Below are 22,383 nucleotides of genomic sequence, written 5' to 3'. Positions count from 1 at the left end.
GGACCCCAGGAGTGTTGTCGAGGCTGATCGCTGCCTCGTTCGAACATCGACTCTGGAGTACTCCCCGTGCTTTCCACACCTGTCTTTATTTCCCAACCGGTGCGCTCTTTATCCAGCCGCGCCCGTACCGCGCCTCAACTTTCTCTACCTACTCGGCTCAGGCCACACGACCTGCTGCGCATCACCGACCAGGGCGCTTCGGACATCCTGGACGGCCGATTCGACGACATCCTGCCCGAGAGCGGTCTCTGGCCGACCGAAGAACGCTGGGCGACTCGTTTGCACGCCGACGACGACTTGGACGTCTGGCTCATCAGCTGGGTACCGGACAGGTCCACCGAGCTTCATGATCACGCGGGCTCGATCGGCGCCCTGACTGTACTCAGTGGCTCCCTCGTCGAATCTCGTTGGGCTGGAAATGAACTGAAGAGCCGGAACCTCGATGCTGGGGATCAAGCGTCGTTCCCGCTCGGGTGGGTCCACGACGTCGTGCACGCACCGGACACCACCGCGCCCGGTCCGACCCTCAGCGTTCACGCGTACTCGCCACCGCTGACAGCAATGTCCTACTACGAAGTCACCGAGCACTCCTCGCTCCGAAGAACCCGTACCGAGCTGACCGACGAACCCGAAGGTGCATCGAAATGACGATCGTCGAAATGTTGGATCAGGCGCGCAGCCGCATCGAGCGCACCACCGTCTTCGAGCTGCGCGACGCGATTGCGCGTGGTGCCGTCGTCGTCGACATTCGGCCTCAGGCCCAACGTGCCGTCGAGGGCACGCTGCCCGGCGCGCTTGCCATCGAGCGCAACGTGCTGGAGTGGCGTCTGGATCCGACGAGTGATGCCAGGCTCGCTGTCGCAGTCGATCACGACGTCGAGTGGATCGTCATCTGCTCCGAGGGCTACACCTCCAGCCTTGCCGCGGCGTCGTTGCAGGATTTGGGGCTCAAGAAGGCCAGCGACCTCGTCGGCGGATATCAGGCACTGAAGTCGGCCGGGCTGCTCGGCGTGCTGGCCAAGGCCAAGCACACCGTCCGTGAGGCAAAGGCCGTCAGTGCGCACTGATTCTCCTGTTGTGGGGTTCGACAGATAAAGTGTGCGTCTGTGACTGATTCAGCTTCCTCCACCGCCGACGACACTCCGGAACAGATTCGGATCCGTCGCGCCAAGCGGGACCGGTTGCTCGAACAGGGACGTGAGGCGTACCCAGTGTCCGTGGCACGGACGCACACGTTGCTCGAGATTCGCGACCGGTACTCCAACCTCGAAGCCGACGCGAAGACGGGCGTGCTCGTCGGAGTCGCCGGCCGCGTCATTTTCGTCCGCAACACCGGCAAGTTGTGTTTTGCCACTCTCCAGGAAGGCGACGGAACTCAACTCCAGGCAATGATCAGCCTCGCGGGTGTCGGTGAGGACGCCTTGGCTGCATGGAAGTCGGACGTCGATCTCGGTGACTTCGTCTTCGTACACGGTGAGGTCATCAGCTCCCGTCGCGGCGAGCTCAGCGTGATGGCCGATTCGTGGGAGATCGCGTCGAAGGCTCTCCGGCCGCTCCCGGTGGCGCACAAGGAACTGAACGAAGAGACGCGTATCCGGCAGCGATACCTGGATCTGATCACGCGCCCGGAAGCACGCGCGGTCGCTCGCAAGCGCATCGCCGTCGTACGAGAACTGCGCAACGCACTGGAGCGACGGGGCTTCCTCGAAGTCGAGACCCCGATGCTGCAGACCTTGCATGGTGGCGCTGCCGCTCGCCCCTTCGTCACTCATTCCAATGCACTCGATACCGACCTGTTTCTGCGCATCGCACCCGAACTGTTTCTCAAGCGCTGCGTCGTGGGCGGCATCGAGAAGGTTTTCGAGATCAACCGCAACTTCCGTAACGAAGGCGCAGACTCCTCGCACTCTCCTGAATTCGCGATGCTCGAAACCTACGAGGCGTACGGAACCTACGACGACTCGGCGAAGATGACCCGTGAGCTCATCCAAGAGGTTGCCGAGGCCGCGCTCGGAACGCAGGTGATCCTGCTGCCCGACGGCACGACCTACGACATGAGCGGTGAGTGGACGACACTCAAGATGTACCCGTCCCTGTCGGAGGCACTCGGAATCGTCGTGACGCCCGATACCACGGTCGAGGAACTCTTGGCCCTCGCCGAGAAGATCGGGGTCGACGTGCCACTCAAGGACGGCAAGTCGATCTACGGTCACGGCAAGCTCGTGGAGGAGTTGTGGGAGAACCAGATCGGTAACGATTTGTTCGCGCCGACCTTCGTTCGCGACTTCCCCGTCGAGACGTCTCCGCTGACTCGTCAGCACCGAAGCAAGCCGGGCGTCACCGAGAAGTGGGATCTGTACATCCGCGGGTTCGAACTGGCGACGGGTTACTCCGAACTGGTCGACCCGGTCATCCAGCGGGAGCGTTTCGAAGATCAAGCACGTCAGGCTGCGGCCGGCGACGACGAGGCCATGGTTCTCGACGAGGACTTCCTGGCCGCGATGGAGCAGGGCATGCCTCCGACCACGGGCACAGGTATGGGAATCGACAGGCTCCTCATGGCGCTGACAGGGCTAGGTATCCGAGAGACGATTCTGTTTCCGATCGTGAAGCCGTCTCAGGGCTGACTTGCGAGCAAAGTTTATTGTTCGCCAACAGCGGACACTCGAGGGGAAACGAATTGCCCCGACGGTGCGTTATGAACAGTAAGCAGGCACATAGGTCCGTCGCTACAGATCAGAGATGACCTGTAGAGGGGGTCGAGGGTCGGCAAGTGAACCTTCGGCCAACTAGAGTAAGGCTGGAGGCGTGGATGCCTTTCGGCATCTACGTGAGACTTACCTTCAAATGCCGGCGAACCCGATTACCAAATACCGTGGTGCTAGAAGACCTGGTGGGCGGAGTGCTACCACCCACCGAGAAGTGAGGGAGAGCGATGTTCGAGAGGTTCACCGATCGCGCGCGGCGTGTTGTCGTCCTGGCTCAAGAAGAAGCCCGGATGCTCAACCACAACTACATCGGCACGGAACACATCCTGCTCGGACTCATCCACGAGGGTGAGGGCGTCGCAGCGAAGTCTCTGGAGTCGCTGGGTATCTCCCTTGAAGGAGTCCGCAGCCAGGTCGAGGAGATCATCGGTCAGGGCCAGCAGGCTCCGTCCGGTCATATTCCGTTCACCCCGCGCGCCAAGAAAGTACTCGAGCTCAGTCTGCGTGAAGCGCTGCAGCTCGGCCACAACTACATCGGCACCGAGCACATACTGCTGGGTCTGATCCGCGAAGGCGAAGGCGTCGCGGCTCAGGTACTGGTCAAGCTCGGAGCCGACCTCAACCGGGTGCGTCAGCAGGTTATCCAGCTGCTCTCCGGTTACCAGGGCAAGGAGCCGTCCGAGAGCGGTAGCGGACGCGGCGATGCAGGTACGCCGTCGACGTCGCTGGTTCTCGATCAGTTCGGTCGCAACCTGACCCAGGCTGCACTCGAAGGCAAATTGGACCCGGTCATCGGTCGCGCGAAGGAAATCGAGCGCGTCATGCAGGTGCTGAGCCGTCGTACGAAGAACAACCCTGTTCTCATCGGTGAGCCCGGTGTGGGTAAGACCGCTGTTGTCGAGGGCCTGGCTCAGGCGATCGTCAACGGTGAGGTCCCCGAGACACTCAAGGACAAGCAGCTCTACTCCCTCGACCTCGGTTCGTTGGTTGCCGGTAGCCGGTACCGCGGTGACTTCGAAGAGCGCCTGAAGAAGGTCCTCAAGGAGATCAACACCCGCGGCGACATCATCCTGTTCATCGACGAGCTTCACACTCTCGTCGGCGCAGGCGCGGCCGAGGGCGCTATCGACGCGGCTTCGATCCTCAAGCCGAAGCTCGCTCGCGGTGAGCTGCAGACCATCGGTGCCACCACTCTCGACGAGTACCGAAAGTACATCGAGAAGGATGCCGCTCTCGAGCGTCGTTTCCAGCCGGTCCAGGTCGGTGAGCCGAACGTCGAGCACACCATCGAGATCCTCAAGGGTCTTCGCGATCGGTACGAGGCACACCACCGCGTCTCGATCACCGACGGTGCTCTCGTCGCAGCTGCCACGTTGGCCGATCGTTACATCAACGATCGATTCCTGCCGGACAAGGCGATCGACCTGATCGACGAGGCGGGCGCGCGGATGCGCATCCGTCGAATGACTGCTCCACCAGACCTGCGTGAGTTCGACGACAAGATCGCCGACGCACGTCGGGAGAAGGAGTCCGCGATCGACGCGCAGGACTTCGAGAAGGCCGCGAACCTGCGCGACAAGGAGAAGCAGCTCGTCTCCCAGCGTGCCGAGCGCGAGAAGCAGTGGCGTAGCGGTGACCTCGACGTAGTAGCCGAGGTCGACGAAAACGAGATCGCCGAGGTCCTCGGAAACTGGACCGGTATCCCCGTGTTCAAGCTCACCGAGGAAGAGACCACTCGTCTGCTCCGCATGGAAGATGAACTGCACAAGCGGATCATCGGCCAGGTAGAGGCAGTCAAGGCCGTCTCGAAGGCAATCCGTCGTACTCGTGCAGGACTGAAGGATCCGAAGCGTCCGTCGGGCTCGTTCATCTTCGCCGGCCCGTCCGGTGTCGGTAAGACCGAACTGTCGAAGGCGCTGGCGAACTTCCTGTTCGGAGAGGACGACGCCCTCATCCAGATCGACATGGGCGAGTTCCACGATCGCTTCACCGCGTCGCGGCTGTTCGGTGCTCCTCCCGGCTACGTCGGGTACGAAGAGGGCGGCCAGCTCACCGAAAAGGTTCGCCGCAAGCCGTTCTCCGTCGTCCTGTTCGACGAGATCGAGAAGGCACACCAGGAGATCTACAACACGCTCCTGCAGGTGCTCGAAGATGGCCGTCTCACCGACGGCCAGGGACGCACGGTCGACTTCAAGAACACCGTGCTGATCTTCACCTCGAACCTCGGTACCGCGGACATCTCGAAGGCAGTCGGACTCGGCTTCTCCTCGGGTGAAGGCACCGGATCGAACTACGAGCGGATGAAGCTCAAGGTCAACGACGAGCTGAAGAAGCACTTCCGCCCGGAGTTCCTCAACCGTATCGACGACATCGTCGTGTTCCACCAGCTCACCAAGGACGAGATCGTCCAGATGGTCGACCTCATGCTCAACCGGGTCGAAGGTGCGCTCAAGAACAAGGACATGTCGCTCGAGGTCACCGAGAAGGCCAAGTCCCTGCTGGCCAAGCGTGGATTCGACCCGGTACTGGGTGCGCGGCCGCTGCGTCGCACCATCCAGCGCGAGATCGAGGACGCGTTGTCGGAGAAGATCCTGTTCGGCGAGGTCGAAGCCGGCCAGATCATCCTGGTCGACGTCGAGAACTGGGACGGCGAAGGCTCGGGCGAGGACGCGAAGTTCACGTTCCGCGGCGAGAAGAAGCCGATCAGTGTTCCTGACGAACTGCCTGTCGACCTGGCCAAGGCCACCGGCGACAGCGATAGCGACTAGTCAGTAGTTTTGGCTCAGTAGTTTCGACTCAGCGGGCCGTGCTCCGAAAGGGGTGCGGCCCGCTTCGTCGTCTGTGGGCTGGGTGGTTGCCCGCCCCGCCCCGCCGCTTCGCCCGCCCACCCCCGCTTCGCCCGCCCACCCCCGCTTCGCCCGCCCACCCCCGCTTCAATGGTCCATTCATACGATCTGATGTCTTCGATGTGACATTCAAGCGGCGGCCGAACCGACAGATTCGCACGCAGGGGGTGAGGTGGAGAACGCAACGCTGGGTTCTACTGAATGTGTGACTACTCTCGACAGGCACACAGCGCCCGCGCGGGCCAGCTTGGTTCTGTTCGTCCTCATCCTTGTTGCTTCCGTCGCAAACCTGAATTTGGCGGTCGCAAACGTCGCACTGCCGGAAATCGGTAGAGACTTCGACGCCAGTCAGACGCAGCTCAATCTGATCGCGGTCGCGTATTCGCTCGGCCTCGCTGGTTCGGTCCTCTATCTCGGTGCTCTCGGGGACCGCTATGGGCGCAAACTGTTGTTGATTCTTGGAATGGGGCTGTCGATCCCAGCCTGTGTCATCGCCGGTTTCGCTCCCAATTTCGAGATCCTGTTCGGTGCGAGGTTGCTCGGTGGCGTGGCCGCAGGCATGGCCTACCCGACGACCCTGGCGCTGATCACTGCGTTGTGGTCCGGCGCTCCACGGACGAAAGCGATCGCGTTGTGGTCGGCTCTCGGCGGTGCCATGTCCGCGCTGGGACCACTGTTGTCCGGGGTGTTGCTCGAGAAGTTCCAATGGGGTTCGGTCTTCCTGGTGACGTCGCCGCTGGCGTTACTCGCCCTGGTCTTGGCAGCTGCTTTTGTGCCTGGGCATGTGAACGAAACAACCGATCCGGTGGACAATCTCGGCGGAATCGTATCGGTCGTGTTTATTGCGGCGCTGGTACTGAGCATCAATTTTGCTCCGGTGAGCGGGATGGGAACCGTCGCTATCGGGCTGGGTGCGATCGCTTTCGCAGCTGGGGCGGTATTTCTCCTCCGGCAGAGCCGCACGTCGTTCCCGCTGTTCGATCTGAAGATCGCTCGGCGGAGGATATTCTGGGTCGCGGCCCTGGCTGGGATCATCGTGTTCGGTTCGCTGCTGGGTGTCATCTTCGTCGGTCAACAGTTTCTGCAGAACGTTCTCGGCTACTCGACGCTTTCCGCCGGCGCGGCGACGTTACCTGCGGCCCTCGCGATGGTGCTGGTGGCTCCGCAGTCGGCGAAGTTGGTGGAGCATCGGGGGTCGCGATTCACCTTGCTGCTCGGTTACCTCTTCATCGTTCTCGGACTGGTGCTCGCTTGGCTGACATGGAAGGAAGACGTCTCCTATCCCGTGGTGGCGATCAGTTACGTGATGCTCGGAATCGGAGTCGGCCTCGCAGGCACACCGGCCTCGCGTTCGTTGACCGGCTCGGTGCCGGTCGCTCGCGCCGGCATGGCGTCGGGAACAGCGGATCTCCAACGCGATCTCGGCGGAGCAATCATGCAATCGATATTGGGTGCGCTGCTCACCGCTGGGTATGCGGCATCGTTGGCCTCGCAAATTTCGAGTTCGTCGGATGCGAGCAATATCAGCGCGGAAACCCAGTCGATTCTCACCAAGTCGTTCTCGTCGGCGACCGATTTGGCGAGCAGCTATCCGCAGTACGCCGATCAGATCATCGGCGCAGCCAAACAGGCTTTTCTCGACGGCGATCAAATGTCTTATGCCGCGGCGATAATCGTGGTTCTGGTCGGTACCGTACTGGTCTTCTTCGCTTTCCCGGGTCGTGACGAAGAGAAAAAGCTTCTCGCTCAATATCATTCGAACGACGCGGGTCGATCTGCAACGCCGATCGACTAACCCGGTTAGCCTGGGATTCTCCGGGCTCATCCGAGCCTGCATCGAACGAGGAGTCGAAAAGCGATGCCTACACGCACTTCACGCACGGCCTGGAACGGAACCTTGGAGAAAGGGTCGGGTCAGGTCGAGTTGTCCAGTTCGGGTGCTGCGACATTCGATGTGTCCTTCCCCAAGCGCGCGGCCGAGAACGCCGATGGCACGACGAGTCCGGAGGAGCTCATCGCTGCAGCGCATTCGGCTTGTTATGCGATGCAACTGTCGGCCGTGATCGCCGAGGCGGGCGGCACTCCGCAGAGCCTCGACGTGACTGCCGAGGTCTCGCTGGGACCGGATACACCGGGCTTCAAGCTCACCGGGATCAAGCTCACCGTCCGAGCCGAGGTCGACGGTCTCGACGCCGACGGTTTTGCAAAGGCTGCGCAGTCCGCGAAGGAAACTTGTCCGGTTAGCAAGGCGCTGACCGGGGTCGACATCACTCTGGATGCTGCACTCGAATCCTGATTTCTATCGGCCTCCACCAAAGATGAGATCCAACCAATCCGCTGAGGTTCTCGCTCCGAATGTCCACTGTTGGACCGTTTCTACTCGGTGTCGGGCACGGCTGTAGTCGGTGGACAAGGGGACGCTCTGAAAACAATGCGCTGGTCGTGGTTTTTGCTGCTGGGGTTGTCGGGCACGGGGTTGTACCTCCTACTGCCCGCAGGCCTTCCGCGCTCGATCGCTAATGGCGTGCTGATGGCGGTGGCATTGGCCTTCGTCGTCTTCGGCGCCCGGATGAATCGGTCGGTGAACGGCGTCAGCTGGACGCTGTGGGTAGTAGGCCTACTCGCGTGGGGTTTGGGCAATCTCGTCGGCGACCCGAACCACACGATGATGATGTCCTGGGCAGATGTTCTTTGGGTCGGCGGCCATCTGGCCCTCATCCTCGGGCTACTTCTGTTTCGGTTGGGCAACGCGCGGGCGTTCCGGGTGGAGGACATCCTCGAAGGAGCGATCGTCGCCATCGGTGTTGCACTGGCGACATGGATAGTTGTCATCTCGGCGCGAGTCGAAACAAGTCTGGACATGACGTCCTTCATCAATCACTGGCAGGCCATCGTCTACGCCGGAGCCGACGGTTTTCTCGTATCGCTGATGGTGATTCTGCTGCTCTCGAAAAGGGCACGGAAGGCACCGTTTGCACTGGCTGCGTGCGCATTTCTTTTCTTCTTCGCTGGTACCTGGATTTCGCGTGTCGCCGTCAGCGTCGAGGTGCGTGACTCCGCCATTGTCCAGGCCTGCTTGCTGACCGGCTTCGTCCTCGCGGGATCGGTGGCCCTGTATCCGCCTTCTCGTGCATGGAAACCCCGTCAGGGTCCCAAATCCCACTTCGTGCTCGATCGCACCCGACTGGTCGGGTTGGGGTTGGCGATACTGATGGCTCCCACGGTGATGGCCGTGCAGTTGGCGCGCGGGCTTCCAGCGGCCGAGTGGGGTTGGGTTGTACTCGGCTCCACGATGGTGATCATTGCGCTTGCGGCGGCCCGGATAGCGTGTTTCCTGCGGGTGCTCTGCAGGCAGGCTGCCGCGCTGACCCGTGCGGCCATATCCGATCCCGTTACCGGACTTGCGAATCGCACTCACCTCGGTGAGCTTCTCGATCGGTCGATCCGGTCCGCAGGCGAGGCGGGGATTGTGGTGATGGTCGTCGACATCGACAGGTTCGCCCACGTCAACGAGACGTTCGGCTATGCCGTCGGCGATCGGGTGCTGCGGGAGATCGGGGACCGATTGGTCTCGGCAGCCGTCGTGGATGCGGTCGTCGGAAGATTGGGTGGCGATCAGTTCGTCGTATCCGTCCCCGCAGACTCGATGGAGCTGTCGCCGTCGCGGTGCGCCGAGCACTTTCAGCGTGCGGTGAATTGCACCATGTTCGTCACCGATATCAACGTCGCGCTCGAGGCCACGGTCGGAATGGCCTTGTCCGCCGATCAACCCGGTGTCGACGCCCAAGGTTTGTTGCAACATGCACACGTGGCACTGACGTCGGCCAAGCACGAGCACACTCGATTGTCGGTGTACGCACCCTCCATGGATTGCGATCGCCATGAGCAGATGCGTTTGCTGGGGGAATTGAAGACAGCGCTGAGCGAACGTCAGCTCACAGTCTTCTTTCAACCCTGTCTCGATCTCGGATCCGGATCGGTGACCGGCGTCGAAGCGCTCATTCGTTGGCAGCATCCGCGAGAGGGTTTGATCGCCCCCTCGTCGTTTCTTCCAGATGCCGAGCGCACCGGCATGCTGCCCGCGATCACCGCCTATGTCCTCGAAGATGCGCTGGCGTGTTGTAGTGCGCTGCGCCGCAACGGTTCCGACATTCGGGTCGCGATCAATCTCTCGGTCCGGAACTTGATCGACCCGACGCTCGTCGGGCAGGTTGATCGGGCACTCCAGCGTCACGATCTGCCTCCGGCTGCTGTGGAATTCGAAGTGACGGAGACCTCGGCAATGACCGATACACGTCGGTCGGTCGATTCCCTTGTCGCGCTGCGCGATCTGGGTGTGACCATTGCGATCGACGACTACGGGACCGGATACAGCTCGCTGGCATACTTACGTTCGCTGCCCGTTCAGACTTTGAAGATCGACAAGTCGTTCGTGACGGCGATGAACAGCCAGCCCATCAATGCCTCGATCGTGCGGTCGACGATCGACCTGGCACGCAGTCTCGGAATGAGCGTGGTGTCGGAGGGGGTCGAGGACGGGGACACGTTGAATCGGCTTCGCGCACTCGGGTGTGATGGCGCGCAGGGCTTCTATATCGGACGCCCGGTGCCGGCCGAAGAATTAGCGGAATCGATCGCCCGCATCGAACGCGAACTCTGTGTCACCGTGTCGCAAGAGCTATTGCCGACGACCGGCACTCCGACGGGACGTCAGGACTTGGCTGCGACGTCCAGGACTACTTCGAATTCGAGTAGCGATGCTCCGGAGGCGACGGGCTTGGCGCGCTCGCCCGAATGCGCTGCCCTGGATGGGCCCGCCGACCACGCCTGGAATGCCTCCTCGGTCTCCCATTGCGTCACCACGAAGTAGCGGGTTTCGCCCTTGACCGGGCGCAGGAGTTGGAAGCCGAGAAAACCTGGCGAACCTTCGACAGCGCCCGCGCGGGCCGCGAAACGCTTCTCCAATTCCGCGCCTGCACCTTCCGGAACTTCGATTGCATTTATCTTCACGACAGCCATGACCGAGAGGCTACTCGGTCGTACGGAAAGCTACAGTCGTGACGATGCTGCACGACGAGGGTGGGGACGGGCGACCGATCTTGCTGTTGCACGGGTTGATGGGTAGCGCGCGAACGTGGCGACGCCAAGTGCCGTGGCTGCGTGCGTTCGGCCACGTCTACACCTACGACGCGCCGGGGCACGGCAGGCCCGCTCCGCGCGGGATCGGTACCGAGGCCTTCGTCGAGGACCTGACCGCTCACGCGGAGCACATCGGGGAATGCGTCGTCATCGGGCATTCGATGGGCTCGCTGCACGGCTGGTGTCTTGCGGCGGCGAGACCCGATCTGGTGGCAGGCCTGGTCATCGAGGACATCGCACCGGACTTCCGCGGGCGCACGGCCGATGACTGGGCTGCACTCATTCGTCGGTGGCCACAGCCGTTCGAGACCGAATCGGCAGTACGTGAGTTCTTCGGCGACGTCGCAGGGCAGTACTTTCTGGATTCCTTCCAGCGTCGAGACGACGGCTGGTATCTGCACGGTGACGTATCGACGTTCGAGGCAATCTCGCAGGAGTGGGGTACGAGGCACTTCTGGAACGAATGGGAATCCGTCACCGCTCCGTCGTTACTGATCGAGGGTGCGTCCGGAATCACACCGCCGGGGCAAATGCGTCGGATGCACGAGAAGAACGCCAAGTCGAGCTATGTACTGATTCCAGGCGCGGCGCATCTCGTGCACGATGAGCAGCCCGAGCTCTACCGCGCAGCTGTGGAAGTGTTCCTCCGACAACTACGATGACGCGAATGTCCCTGGTGAAGCTCAACGGAATCGATATCAACTTCGACGTCAAAGGTACCGGCCCGCTCGTCGTATTGGTGATGGGCTCGGGGAGCCCGGGGCGGGTATGGCAGACGCACCAGGTGCCGGCACTGGTGAAGGCAGGCTTCCAGGTCCTCACGTTCGACAACCGAGGGATAGCGCCGTCGTCGGAGTGCGGTGCCGGCATGGTGCTCGACGATCTGGTGGCCGACACTGCGGCGTTGATCGAGCACGTGGGCGCAGCACCGGCACGAGTCGTCGGAACCTCGATGGGCTCGCGTGTCACGCAGGAACTCGCGTTGGCGCGGCCGGACCTCGTCTCGCACGCGGTCATGATGGCGACGTACGGCCGTTCGTCGACGATGCAGAAGGCCATGGCCCAGGGCGAAAGAGATCTGTACGACGCGAGCATCACACTCCCGGCGACCTACCGCGCGGCAATTACCGCAATGAACAATTTTGCACCGAAAACCCTGCGCGACGAGGCGGCGATCGGTGACTGGCTCGCCGTCATGGAGTTCTCCGGCGGTACCAGATCGGCGGGTAAGCGAGCGCAGATCGGCCTCGAAATGCGTGCCGGATCCGAACGACTCACCGCATATCGCACGATTGCAGCCAAGACCCTCGTGGTGGGATTCGCCGACGACCGGCTCATCCCCGTCCATCTGAGCCGCGAAGTCGCGCAGGCGATTCCGGGAGCTCGGTACGAGGAGATCCCGGACACCGGACACTTCGGCTACCTCGAGCGCCCCGAGAAGGTCAACGAAGTACTCATCGACTTCTTGCGCTGACATACGGGGTCACCGGCTATCCGAGACCGGTCGGGGACCCCGCATCACCGGCCAGAGCGAAAAGCCCTGCCGCCGTCTGTTCGATCAGGCCGTCCACGAGCAGCGAGTCCAAGGCGCGATCGCGTTGCCCGGGGTCGCTGAGCCACACGACGTCCAACCGGGCCCGATCCACCGGACCGTCGGTTTCACGTAGAACAGACATCAGTTTCCCGCGTACCTGCCGATCGGTGCCCGTGAACTTCTGCACCTTCTTGGCAGGTCCGCTGTAGGCCGGGCGGCCTGCTTCGATCCACGAGCACTCGGGCAGTGGGCACAGCAGGCACGCAGGATTCTTCGAGGTGCAGATCAACGCGCCCAATTCCATCAGTGCTGCCGAATATCTGGCCGCGCGCGCGCTCCCCGCGGGAAGCAACGCCTCGACGTCGGCGAGATCCCGTGTCGTCGACGGGTTGCCTGGTTCCGCAGCGCCGTGCACTGCCCGAGCGACGACGCGTCGAACATTGGTATCGACGACGGGAACGCGCTGACCGTACGCGAAGCAGGCGACAGCGCGAGCCGTGTACGCACCGATGCCTGGTAACGACAGCAGTGTCTCGACGTCCTGCGGCACGGTGTCGCCGTGCTCGGCGGCCAACACCCCCGCGCACTGATGCAAACGCAACGCCCGACGCGGATAGCCCAACTTGCCCCATGCGCGCAGAACATCGGCTTGCGAAGACGCCGCCATCTCCGACGGGACGGGCCAACGCGCGATCCACTCTTCCCAGATCGGAGCAACGCGGGATACGGGCGTCTGTTGCAGCATGATTTCGCTCATCAGAATCTGCCACGCGCTGACGCCTGGACGTCGCCATGGCAGGTCGCGCTCCTCGGTGTCGAACCACCCGAGGAGTGCAACTGGACTGATCGGCACGCATATCTCCTCGGGTTGTTCGGTATCCGACTCGCCGGTAACAGCCGGATCGGTGCACAATGATCTCTATGCCTTCGACGAATCCGATAACCGCGTGGAAATCACTTCGAGAGGGTAACCAGCGTTTCATCGCGGGCGAGTCTCTGCACCCGAGCCAGGGTATCGAGGACCGTGCACGTCTCACACAGGAGCAGCATCCACGCGCCGTGCTCTTCGGCTGCGCGGACTCCCGCGTCGCTGCCGAGATCATCTTCGACCAGGGCCTCGGTGACATGTTCGTCGTCCGAACCGCAGGCCACGTCATCGATTCTTCCGTCCTCGGCTCGATCGAATACGGCGTAGCGATTCTCGATGTACCCCTCATCGTCGTGCTCGGACACGATGGGTGTGGGGCCGTCAAAGCGACTCTCGATGCGTTGGACTCCGGTGACATCCCCGGTGGCTACATTCGTGACCTCGTCGAACGCGTCACCCCGTCCGTGCTGTCCGCCCGCCGTGACGGCTACTCCAACGTCGACGACTTCGAGGCACGCCACGTCGAGGAGACCGGCAATCTGTTGATGCAGCGGTCGCGGATCATCGCGGAGAAAGTCGACGCGGGGGAAGTGGCCATCGTCGGCCTGACCTATCAGTTGTCCGAAGGTAACGCTCGCTTGCGCGGGGTAATCGGTGATATCGGCGAGCTTCCCTGAGCTTGTTCGTCTTTTCGGACGGTTTCTTAGTGACCTACAAGGCGACACGCCGCAGGCGCTTCAGAGAATCGTAGCTGCGTAACGCATACGGTTGGTCTGTGTTGGAACCAAGCGGGCCGTTGCCCCCCGAAATCTATTGGCGTCGTCGCGCACTCGCCATCGGTGCGGCTGTCGTGGTGCTCGGTTTGATCGTGTGGTTCATCTCCTCGCTCAGTGGTGGCAACGAAGATCCGCCGCAGGCAGAGCCGGCAGGTGTCGTGACGTCTCCGGGGCCGGCCGCAACGCCGAGTGCCTCCGCCGCAGCCAAGGAATCGGGTGCATCCTCGGCAGGTTCGGGTGCTGGATCCGGCGCATCGGCATCCGGTGGTTCCGCATCCGGTGGTTCCGCAAGTGGTACGTCGACGAGCAGCGGAGCGTCCACGACTGCCTCGAAGCCGGCAGCTGCGGCGCCGGCAAACCAGTGCTCGGATCAAAGCCTCGCCATCAAGGCGACGCCGGACAAGGCGTCGTACAAGGTCGGCGAAGAGCCCGGCTTCACCGTCGTCATCACAAACATCAGTTCCACGGAGTGCCAGCGCGACGTCGGTGCAGGCCTGCAGCAGGCGCTCGTGTTCACGCTCGACGATCTGCGGATCTGGTCCAACACAGATTGCTTCCCCGACGCGCAATCCGACCTGCGGACGTTCAAGCCCGGCGAGCAGGCAGGGTTCACGGTCAAGTGGTCCGGTACCAATTCGGTTCCCGGGTGTGGTGAGGAGCGGATACCTGTCGGCGTCGGCTCGTACAAGGTGATCGCTCAACTCGGTGAGCTGCGTAGCTCTCCCGAGCCGTTCAACATGACCTGAGCCGGCCGGCGTGCGGGTCCGATCAGTCGAACGGGCCCGCGATGGACGACTCGGCCAGACGTGAAAGCCCTTCACGAATATGACGCGCCCACAGTCCTCCGATGCCGTCGACCGACTGTAGGTCTGCCGCTGTTGCTGCAAGAAGCCCCTGCAGCGTGCCGAACGAGACGACAAGCCGATGGATCTGGCTGAACTGCAGCCGCGGTACCCGGGTGAGGACGCGGTATCCACGTGGGCTCATCGGTGTGTCGAGTGCTTCGATGGTCGACGGGTAGCCGAATGCGCGTGCGAGCGTGGTGAGGTCGAGTAGATCGACATCGGTCAATTTGTCGAGAGCAGCCAAAGCCTTCTCCACGGCTGCCGTGGTCGACGGTTCAGGACCGGCAAGGTAGTCGCGGACGACGAGCTGACGGTCGACGTCGTTGTCGCCCAATAGTTCCTCGAGCTGCAGCGCCAGCTGCCTACCGTCGGTGCCGAGTTCAAGGACGTTCTGCTCGATTTCGACCGAGACCCGGCGAACCATCTCCAAACGCTGAGCGACCGTGAGTGCGTCACGCAGAGTGACGAAGTCCTCGATTTCCACGACCGAAAGCTGACGGGTGTTGTCGTCGAGACGCTGCTTGTAGCGCTCGAGGGTGGCTACAGCCTGATTCGCACGCGAGAGGATGGTCGCCGAGCCCTCGATGACATATCGAACTCCGGCTACGTAAACGCTGACGATGCTCATCGACTGGCTGACCGAGACGACCGGATATCCGGTCTCCATGGCGGTACGTTCGGCGGCGCGGTGCCGCGTTCCCGATTCGACTGTAGGAATCTTGTGATCCGGCACAAGCTGCACGTTGGAGCGGACGATTCGTTTGCCGTCCGTGGACAGCACGACGGCACCATCCATTTTGGAGAGTTCACGCAGCCTGGTGGGCGCGAACTCGACATCGAGCTCGAATCCGCCGTCGCAGATCTTCTCGACTTCGTCGTCGTAACCGAGGACTATGAGACCGCCGGTACGGCCTCGAAGTATTCGTTCCAGCCCGTCGCGCAGGGCCGTGCCCGGTGCTAACCGGGCGATGGTTTCACGTAGCGCCGGGGATGCACTGGCATCGCGTGCGTTCTCGTCCACGTTCGTCCCCTCGTCCCAGCATTTGCTTCCACAACGGCTTTTCGGCTGCATCAGCACTACTTCTACAACAGTGGTGTCTCACAGTCTCGCAGCTAGAGGCTACTGGAGTTGATCAAACCGTCCGCATATGTGCGTAATCGAGTGCCTCGCCGAGATTGGTGACGGTGCGTACCTCGATTCCCTTCGGCACGGTGTCGTCGTGTTCGGGGGTGATGGCGTGGGTGAAGCCGAGCCGTGCTGCCTCGGCCAAGCGTCGACCCAGCCCCGAAACCCGACGGACTTCTCCCGCCAGCCCGACCTCACCGAGGATGACCACCCCTGTGGGTATCGGACGATCCGTCACGGCAGACGCCACTGCGACCGCGAGCGCCAGGTCGACAGCAGGTTCGCTGGTACGCATTCCGCCGATCGTTGCTGCATATACTTCGCTCCGGGCCACTTTCACCCCGCAGCGTCGCTCCAGGACGGCCAGAATCATGGCTACTCGGGCATGGTCGAGGCCGCTGACCGCACGGCGTGGGGAAGGCATGTGCGTATCGACGACGAGTGCCTGCACTTCGGCGAGCAACGGACGCTTACCGTCCATGGTGACTGTCACTGCCGTGCCGGGCACCGCGTCGGTGCGGTGATGCAGGAACAGGCCCGACGGATCGGTGATGCCCTCGATGCCGGTATCTCGTAATTCGAAGCACCCCACTTCGTCGGAAGCACCGAAGCGATTCTTGACCCCGCGGATCATGCGGAGAGTGGAGTGCTTGTCGCCTTCGAAGTGGAGAACTACGTCGACCAGGTGCTCGAGTGAACGGGGACCCGCGACGGCACCGTCCTTGGTGACGTGACCGATCAGGAGGACCGCTATGCCGGTCGTCTTCGCCAGGGACGTGAGCGCACTGGTGATCGCGCGGACCTGGGTGACACCGCCGATGACTCCGTCGACGTCCGCGGCAAGCATCGTCTGGACCGAATCGACGATCAGCAGACTCGGTGCGACCTGCTCCACGTGGCCGAACACCGTCGCAAGATCGGATTCTGCGGCGAGGAAGACGCGTTCGTGGACCGCGCCCGTCCGGTCTGCTCGCAATCGAACTTGACCGGCGGATTCTTCGCCCGTGACGTAGAGCGCACGCCGGTCTTCGCCGGTACGGGCCCAGCGGTGCACCACCTCGAGGAGCAGCGTCGACTTGCCCACCCCGGGCTCACCGGCGAGGAGTACTACGGAACCGGGGACGAGCCCACCACCGAGTACGCGGTCGAACTCCGGGATACCGGTCGAGTTCGCCTGTGCAGTACTGCTGCTGACCTGGGTGAGGGCAGTGGCGGGCGACGTCGGAATCATTGCGGTGGTCGCCGACCGGGTGTTGCCGGCGCCCAGACCGGAAGCGCCCGGTCTGCTTGCAACCGGGGTGAGCACGGGCGCCTCGTCCATCGATCCCCAGCTACCGCAGTCCGGGCATCGGCCTACCCATTTGGCCACGGTGTGTCTGCAGGCCGAACATCGGTAGTTCGTCTTCAGTTTGGCCACGTGGAAAACGCTAAACGACGGTACCGACAGGAACGTCAGTTGTTACCGTCGGCGCCTTCCTCGACCTGAGTCTCAACGACGCTGTTCTCGGCGCCGTGCGCCTCTGCTTCGATGGGCGACTTGGTCGAGACATTGCGCGGGAGAACCTGGCCTGCGTCGACGGGGACGAGAACCTCGACGTCACCGGCCTCCTCGAATGTGAACGTGACAGGGACCGTGAGGCCTGGGCGAACTTCCTCGCCGATGCTGTTGAGTTCGACGACGATCATCTGCAAGGGGATCAGCTCGTCATCGAGCTCGGTGCCCGCGGGGGCTCCGGCACCGAGGGCGGTCAACGGCGCAATCTCGGTTCCGCCAGTCTCCTTGCCGACCGTCACCGAGGACGCCGCTGTCGTGGAGATCCGCGTGAGGCGATCGGGGGTCGTGGTGCTGTTGTTTACGGCGATGAAGCCGAGTTCGACCTTGCCACCCGGCTCGATCGAGTACTCCTCGCTCTGCGGGTACACCACATGCACATTGCGCAGTGAGATGTCGCCGACATCGGCAAAGTTTCCGTTGACAGCCGAGACCTGCTGGGCGGTCTGAGAAATTTGGCCGGAGCCGCAGGCAGTCAGAGTCAGTGCTGCGCCTGCCGCGAGAGCGGTTGCCCACAGGCGGGTCTTTCGGTGCGTGGTCGCAGCGTTGAACGCAGTCACGGGTCGTCCTCCAGTTGTGCCGGTGTGTCGGGGGTGCCGATGCGGTTCCGGGCCAGTGCCTTTGCCGAGCCTGGGCCGGTAGCTCCAGGTCCACTAGGCAGAGTAGTAGTCAGCTTTCGAGGGTAGACCTCTGGGGCGTCCGGAACGTGCGGTATCGGGCTCCGACCGGCGTGTTGACCGGCGATTGCTGTTACGTGGACCACCTTGAAAGAGGGTGCCGGGGTACCCGCCTGCGGGGCCGCGGATACACGTTAACCGGCGGCTGTCAACCCCTGGAAAGTCTGCGTTGTGCCCCTGACCTGCACCGTTGATCTGAGCGCGTGGTAAACTGGCAAAATCGAAAGGGGCACGGGACACATGATTTTCAAGGTCGGAGAGACCGTCGTTTACCCCCATCACGGAGCGGCGTTAATCGAAGCGATAGAAACCCGCACCATCAAGGGTGAACCGAGAGAGTACCTGGTTCTCAAAGTTGCGCAAGGTGATCTCACTGTTCGAGTTCCTGCGGACAATGCCGAGTATGTCGGTGTCCGTGACGTCGTAGGTCAAGAAGGTCTGGACAAGGTCTTCCAGGTGCTTCGGGCACCGCACACGGAAGAGCCCACCAACTGGTCTCGACGCTACAAGGCGAATCTCGAGAAGCTTGCTTCCGGTGACGTCAACAAGGTTGCCGAGGTTGTTCGTGATCTCTGGCGTCGTGAGCAGGATCGCGGCCTGTCTGCAGGCGAGAAGCGCATGCTGGCCAAGGCGCGTCAGATTCTGGTCGGAGAGCTTGCGCTCGCCGAGGGAACGGATGAGGCCAAGGCCGACATCATTCTCGACGAAGTTCTGGCCGCAGCCTCCTAGGTGTGACCAGCGTGCATGCTGGCCCGGTCGTCGCGCTCGTACCGGCGGCGGGCCAGGGCCTTCGGCTTCAACAAGGAATGCCGAAGGCATATGTGACTTTGAAGGGGAGAACCCTTCTGCAACATTCGGTCGACGGTCTGACAGCGTCAGGCGCCGTCGACCGAATTGTTGTGATCGTGCCGGCTGATCTGGTCGAGCACACGCGTGAGCTCCTCGGACCTACCGTCACGGTGGTCGAAGGGGCTCATGAACGCACCGATTCGGTGCGTTGCGGTCTCGCGGTCGCGGGAGACGCAGCCATCGTGCTGGTTCACGATGCCGCGCGCGCGCTCACTCCGCCTACCCTGGTTGCACGGGTGGTCGCCGAGGTGCGCGCTGGACGCGGTGCCGTCGTACCCGCAGTTCCGGTAACCGACACCGTCAAGTCGGTCGATCTCATGGGCGCCGTGGTCGGGACCCCCGATCGGAGCTCACTCCGAGCAATTCAGACCCCACAGGGATTTCGTGCCGATCTGTTGATCCGCGCCTACGCCGAATCCACGGACTCCGCGACCGACGACGCAGGCCTGGTGGAGCGTCTCGGTGAGACGGTGCACACGATCACCGGTGAATCACTCGCATTCAAGATCACCACTCCACACGACCTTTTGCTCGCAGAGGCGATCACCGCACAGGAGACTGCATGAGAGTCGGCATCGGAACAGACGTGCACCCGATCCAGGTCGGGCGGCCGTGTTGGCTCGCGGGCCTGCTGTTCGAGGACGGTGACGGGCTCGAAGGCCACTCGGACGGTGACGTCGCCGCCCACGCACTGTGCGATGCGCTGCTGTCCGCAGCAGGTCTCGGTGATCTCGGCTCGGTTTTCGGGACCGGGCGACCCGAGTGGGACGGCGTCAGCGGTGCAGCAATGCTGACCGAGGTGCGCCGCCTTCTTGCCGAACACGGTTTCGGTATCGGTAACGCCGCAGTCCAGATCATCGGAAATCGACCGAAGATCGGGCCGCGACGCGTGGAGGCGCAGGAGACGTTGTCGGCGATTCTCGGAGCACCCGTTTCGGTGTCTGCGACCACCACCGACGGATTGGGATTGACGGGACGAGGCGAAGGAATTGCCGCCGTTGCGACGGCACTTGTCATGAGTGAGTAAAACCCCCGGTAGCATGGCGAGTCGTGACCCTTCACCTTTACGACACCGAGACGAGGGCCTTGCGGGAATTCATCCCCTTGGTCCCTGGCCATGCGTCGGTGTACCTGTGTGGGGCGACGGTCCAAGGTGAGCCTCATATCGGCCACGTTCGTAGCGGTGTCGCATTCGACGTCCTTCGCAGGTGGCTCCTCGCCCACGAGGTCGACGTCGCTTTCGTCCGCAACGTCACCGACATCGACGACAAGATTCTGAACAAGGCGCGCGAGGCTGGACGGCCGTGGTGGGAGTGGGCCGCGACGTTCGAGCGATCCTTCGCCTGGGCCTACGACCAACTCGGGGTGCTACCGCCGTCGGTCGAGCCGCGAGCAACCGGACACATCACCCAGATGGTGGAGTTGATCGACAGATTGATCGCATCCGGGCATGCATACGCCTCCGCCGGCGACGTGTACTTCGACGTGATGAGCTTCCCGAGTTATGGGGCACTGTCCGGGCACAAACTCGACGACGTACATCAAGGCGAGAGCGCCGCCGAGGGTAAGCGTGATCCCCGGGACTTCACACTGTGGAAAGCAGCGAAGCCCGGCGAGCCGTCGTGGCCGACACCATGGGGTCGTGGACGGCCCGGATGGCACCTCGAGTGCTCGGCCATGGCCGAGACCTACCTAGGGCCCGACTTCGATATTCACTGCGGTGGTCTCGATCTGGTGTTCCCGCACCACGAGAACGAGCGCGCGCAGAGCCAGGCAGCCGGTGACGGATTCAGCCGATACTGGTTGCACAACGGCTGGGTCACGATGGGCGGCGAGAAGATGTCGAAATCGCTCGGCAACGTTCTATCGGTCCCCAATGTTCTACAGCACGTGCGACCGCAGGAATTGCGCTACTACCTCGGTGGTGCGCACTACCGTTCGATGCTCGAATACTCGGACAACGCGTTGCAGACGGCAGCGGTGACCTATCGAGGAATCGAAGGATTCGTCAAACGGACGGTCGAGCGAGCGGGAGAGGTACCACTCGGCACCTGGACCGACGGCTTCGCCGCCGCGCTGGACGACGACCTGGGAGTTCCCAAGGCGCTCGCCGAGCTCCACGCGACGGTGCGGGCGGGCAACAGCGCGCTCGAAGGCGGAGACCTCGAATCCGCCGTCGAGCATGCCGGGCAGGTGCGTGCGATGCTGTCGATTCTGGGTGTGGATCCGCTGGATCCGCACTGGGCTGGCGGCTCCGGCGACACCGACGCCCTCGAAGGAGCCTTGGGAGTGCTGGTCGACGCAGAGTTGCAGCGTCGAGCACAAGCCAAGGTGGACAAGGACTGGCCGGCCGCGGACGCGATTCGAGATCGCCTCGCCAAGGCAGGCATAGACGTGACAGATACTCCCAACGGGCCGGAATGGTCCGTCGGGGCAACACGCAGTAACGACGAAGCAGGGCAGTGATGGCAGGCAATTCAAGTAGGCGCGGCGCGATACGCAAGACCGGTACCAAGAAGGGGCAGGTCGCGGGCTCCGGCGGGAATCGGCGCAGAGGCCTCGAAGGTCGCGGCGCGACTCCGCCCGCTGAGGAGCGCACCAAGCATCCAGCTGCGCGTCGCGCCAAGATGGCGGAGAAGTCCGCCCAGTCACGAGGCGACAGCCGTGGTCGTGGCACTCGTGTCCCGACTCGGAAGAACGACGACGGGCCCGAGGTCGTTCTGGGCCGTAACCCCGTCGTGGAGTGCCTTCGCGCGGGAGTCCCGGCGACAGCCCTGTGGGTTGCCGTTGGCACCGACAGTGATGAGCGGCTGAAAGAAAGCGTCCAGCGTGCGGCCGACGCCGGTATCTCCATTCTCGAGGTTCCGCGTTCGGATCTCGACAAGCTGAGCGCGAACGGTCTGCACCAGGGTCTCGCTCTGCAGGTTCCGCCGTATCGATACGCCCACCCGGACGACTTGATCAGCACGGCTCGCTCGCACCAGGAGCCGGCACTTCTGGTCGCTCTCGACAACATCACCGACCCTCGTAACCTCGGCGCTGTCGTGCGCTCGGTGGCGGCGTTCGGTGGACACGGGGTCGTCATCCCGCAGCGTCGTAGCGCCAGTGTCTCGGCCGTCGCCTGGCGCACCAGCGCAGGTGCCGCGGCGCGACTCCAGGTTGCCCGCGCCACCAACCTGACCCGGACGTTGAAGGATTGGCAGTCCAAGGGCGTCACCATCATCGGTCTCGACGCCGAGGGCGACACCACGCTCGACGAATTCGACGGCACCGGCCCACTGGCTGTCGTTGTCGGATCCGAAGGCAAGGGTCTCTCGCGTCTGGTTCGCGAAACCTGTGATTCGATTCTGTCCATCCCGATGGCAGGTCCGGTCGAATCGCTGAACGCTTCGGTGGCAGCGGGCGTCGTGTTAGCCGATATCGCGCGTCAGCGTCGCCGGTAGGACGGGACGCCCCGTCGGGG

Annotated in this window: 20 protein-coding genes and 1 pseudogene; 16 read left to right on the top strand and 5 right to left on the bottom strand. The window is 62.9% G+C overall.

Going from position 1 to position 22,383, the window contains the following annotated elements; all coding sequences use genetic code 11:
• Positions 1 to 99 precede the first annotated feature (99 nt).
• From H2510_RS17855 to H2510_RS21115, 7 genes and pseudogenes are all read left to right on the top strand, one after another.
• Complete coding sequence (locus tag H2510_RS17855) at positions 100 to 648, top strand: cysteine dioxygenase family protein (RefSeq protein ID WP_315901413.1); 549 nt, start codon at positions 100 to 102, stop codon at positions 646 to 648.
• On the top strand, positions 645 to 1,067 hold the full coding sequence (locus tag H2510_RS17850; protein WP_186629638.1) for a rhodanese-like domain-containing protein: 423 nt from the start codon (positions 645 to 647) through the stop codon (positions 1,065 to 1,067). Before H2510_RS17855 ends, H2510_RS17850 begins: the two co-directional genes overlap by 4 nt.
• 39 nt (positions 1,068 to 1,106) lie before the next feature.
• A complete protein-coding gene (gene lysS, locus H2510_RS17845) occupies positions 1,107 to 2,627 on the top strand; it encodes a lysine--tRNA ligase (protein WP_186629637.1) in 1,521 nt (506 codons plus the stop codon).
• A 308-nt stretch (positions 2,628 to 2,935) separates the two neighbouring features.
• On the top strand, positions 2,936 to 5,476 hold the full coding sequence (locus tag H2510_RS17840) for an ATP-dependent Clp protease ATP-binding subunit (protein ID WP_186629636.1): 2,541 nt from the start codon (positions 2,936 to 2,938) through the stop codon (positions 5,474 to 5,476).
• Between the two features lie 283 nt (positions 5,477 to 5,759).
• The gene (locus H2510_RS17835; protein ID WP_186629635.1) at positions 5,760 to 7,349 is read left to right on the top strand and encodes an MFS transporter; all 1,590 of its coding nucleotides are present in this window, start codon (positions 5,760 to 5,762) and stop codon (positions 7,347 to 7,349) included.
• A gap of 63 nt (positions 7,350 to 7,412) precedes the next feature.
• A complete protein-coding gene (locus H2510_RS17830) occupies positions 7,413 to 7,850 on the top strand; it encodes an OsmC family protein (protein ID WP_186629634.1) in 438 nt (145 codons plus the stop codon).
• 135 nt (positions 7,851 to 7,985) lie between these two features.
• A pseudogene (locus H2510_RS21115) lies at positions 7,986 to 10,148 on the top strand (putative bifunctional diguanylate cyclase/phosphodiesterase); the annotation flags it as partial.
• Between the two features lie 116 nt (positions 10,149 to 10,264).
• On the opposite strand, the gene mhuD reads toward H2510_RS21115, so the two are convergent.
• Positions 10,265 to 10,573 carry a mycobilin-forming heme oxygenase MhuD gene (gene mhuD, locus H2510_RS17820; protein ID WP_186629633.1) on the bottom strand — a complete coding sequence of 103 codons (309 nt, stop codon included), beginning with the start codon at positions 10,571 to 10,573 and terminating at the stop codon, positions 10,265 to 10,267.
• 44 nt (positions 10,574 to 10,617) lie between these two features.
• Between mhuD and H2510_RS17815 the strand changes: the two genes are divergently transcribed.
• Positions 10,618 to 11,355 (top strand): alpha/beta fold hydrolase, encoded by a 738-nt coding sequence (locus H2510_RS17815; RefSeq protein ID WP_186629632.1) that lies wholly within the window; start codon positions 10,618 to 10,620, stop codon positions 11,353 to 11,355.
• Positions 11,352 to 12,167, top strand: coding sequence for an alpha/beta fold hydrolase (locus H2510_RS17810; protein WP_397517381.1), 816 nt, complete (start codon positions 11,352 to 11,354; stop codon positions 12,165 to 12,167). The genes H2510_RS17815 and H2510_RS17810 overlap by 4 nt, the downstream gene beginning before the upstream one ends.
• A gap of 16 nt (positions 12,168 to 12,183) precedes the next feature.
• On the opposite strand, the gene H2510_RS17805 is transcribed toward H2510_RS17810, so the two are convergent.
• Entirely contained in the window at positions 12,184 to 13,080 is an 897-nt protein-coding gene (locus tag H2510_RS17805) for an A/G-specific adenine glycosylase (RefSeq protein ID WP_186629630.1), read from the bottom strand.
• A 68-nt stretch (positions 13,081 to 13,148) separates the two neighbouring features.
• On the opposite strand from H2510_RS17805, the gene H2510_RS17800 reads away from it, so the two are divergent.
• Together H2510_RS17800 and H2510_RS17795 are read left to right on the top strand one after the other, a co-directional pair.
• Positions 13,149 to 13,772: a carbonic anhydrase gene (locus H2510_RS17800; protein WP_088944281.1), complete on the top strand. Its 624-nt coding sequence runs from the start codon at positions 13,149 to 13,151 to the stop codon at positions 13,770 to 13,772.
• Between the two features lie 98 nt (positions 13,773 to 13,870).
• Complete coding sequence (locus tag H2510_RS17795) at positions 13,871 to 14,617, top strand: hypothetical protein (RefSeq protein WP_186629629.1); 747 nt, start codon at positions 13,871 to 13,873, stop codon at positions 14,615 to 14,617.
• Between the two features lie 22 nt (positions 14,618 to 14,639).
• Here the strand turns inward: H2510_RS17795 and disA are convergent, their stop codons facing one another.
• The 3 genes from disA to H2510_RS17780 all read right to left on the bottom strand — a co-directional run bounded on the left by disA (position 14,640) and on the right by H2510_RS17780 (position 17,954).
• On the bottom strand, positions 14,640 to 15,737 hold the full coding sequence (gene disA, locus H2510_RS17790) for a DNA integrity scanning diadenylate cyclase DisA (protein ID WP_186629628.1): 1,098 nt from the start codon (positions 15,735 to 15,737) through the stop codon (positions 14,640 to 14,642).
• A 112-nt stretch (positions 15,738 to 15,849) separates the two neighbouring features.
• Positions 15,850 to 17,259, bottom strand: a complete 1,410-nt coding sequence (gene radA / locus H2510_RS17785) for a DNA repair protein RadA (protein ID WP_186629627.1) — start codon at positions 17,257 to 17,259, stop codon at positions 15,850 to 15,852.
• A gap of 35 nt (positions 17,260 to 17,294) precedes the next feature.
• A complete protein-coding gene (locus tag H2510_RS17780; RefSeq protein WP_186629626.1) occupies positions 17,295 to 17,954 on the bottom strand; it encodes a copper chaperone PCu(A)C in 660 nt (219 codons plus the stop codon).
• A gap of 357 nt (positions 17,955 to 18,311) precedes the next feature.
• Between H2510_RS17780 and H2510_RS17775 the strand changes: the two genes are divergently transcribed.
• Genes H2510_RS17775 through rlmB form a run of 5 tightly spaced genes read left to right on the top strand, consistent with a single transcriptional unit; the run spans position 18,312 to position 22,363 of the window.
• Entirely contained in the window at positions 18,312 to 18,800 is a 489-nt protein-coding gene (locus tag H2510_RS17775) for a CarD family transcriptional regulator (protein WP_084345496.1), read from the top strand.
• Positions 18,801 to 18,811: 11 nt separating this feature from the next.
• Positions 18,812 to 19,486: a 2-C-methyl-D-erythritol 4-phosphate cytidylyltransferase gene (ispD, locus tag H2510_RS17770; protein WP_397517384.1), complete on the top strand. Its 675-nt coding sequence runs from the start codon at positions 18,812 to 18,814 to the stop codon at positions 19,484 to 19,486.
• Complete coding sequence (ispF, locus tag H2510_RS17765) at positions 19,483 to 19,947, top strand: 2-C-methyl-D-erythritol 2,4-cyclodiphosphate synthase (RefSeq protein WP_186629624.1); 465 nt, start codon at positions 19,483 to 19,485, stop codon at positions 19,945 to 19,947. The genes ispD and ispF overlap by 4 nt, the downstream gene beginning before the upstream one ends.
• 23 nt (positions 19,948 to 19,970) lie before the next feature.
• Positions 19,971 to 21,386 (top strand): cysteine--tRNA ligase, encoded by a 1,416-nt coding sequence (gene cysS / locus H2510_RS17760; protein ID WP_186629623.1) that lies wholly within the window; start codon positions 19,971 to 19,973, stop codon positions 21,384 to 21,386.
• Positions 21,386 to 22,363, top strand: coding sequence for a 23S rRNA (guanosine(2251)-2'-O)-methyltransferase RlmB (gene rlmB, locus H2510_RS17755; protein ID WP_186629622.1), 978 nt, complete (start codon positions 21,386 to 21,388; stop codon positions 22,361 to 22,363). The genes cysS and rlmB overlap by 1 nt, the downstream gene beginning before the upstream one ends.
• Positions 22,364 to 22,383: the final 20 nt, after the last annotated feature.

The sequence above is a fragment of the Rhodococcus sp. BP22 genome (genome assembly GCF_014281965.1).
Lineage (GTDB): Bacteria > Actinomycetota > Actinomycetes > Mycobacteriales > Mycobacteriaceae > Rhodococcoides.
Note: the sequence above shows the minus strand (reverse complement) of the source record. Positions and strands in the feature narration are given on the sequence as shown.

Coding starts and splice junctions, on each gene's coding strand:
- H2510_RS17850 (WP_186629638.1), top strand. CDS start 645: ATGACGATCGTCGAAATGTTGGATCAGGCGCGCAGCCGCATCGAGCGC.
- H2510_RS17840 (WP_186629636.1), top strand. CDS start 2,936: ATGTTCGAGAGGTTCACCGATCGCGCGCGGCGTGTTGTCGTCCTGGCT.
- H2510_RS17830 (WP_186629634.1), top strand. CDS start 7,413: ATGCCTACACGCACTTCACGCACGGCCTGGAACGGAACCTTGGAGAAA.
- mhuD (WP_186629633.1), bottom strand. CDS start 10,573: ATGGCTGTCGTGAAGATAAATGCAATCGAAGTTCCGGAAGGTGCAGGC.
- H2510_RS17815 (WP_186629632.1), top strand. CDS start 10,618: ATGCTGCACGACGAGGGTGGGGACGGGCGACCGATCTTGCTGTTGCAC.
- H2510_RS17810 (WP_397517381.1), top strand. CDS start 11,352: ATGACGCGAATGTCCCTGGTGAAGCTCAACGGAATCGATATCAACTTC.
- H2510_RS17800 (WP_088944281.1), top strand. CDS start 13,149: ATGCCTTCGACGAATCCGATAACCGCGTGGAAATCACTTCGAGAGGGT.
- H2510_RS17775 (WP_084345496.1), top strand. CDS start 18,312: ATGATTTTCAAGGTCGGAGAGACCGTCGTTTACCCCCATCACGGAGCG.
- ispF (WP_186629624.1), top strand. CDS start 19,483: ATGAGAGTCGGCATCGGAACAGACGTGCACCCGATCCAGGTCGGGCGG.
- rlmB (WP_186629622.1), top strand. CDS start 21,386: ATGGCAGGCAATTCAAGTAGGCGCGGCGCGATACGCAAGACCGGTACC.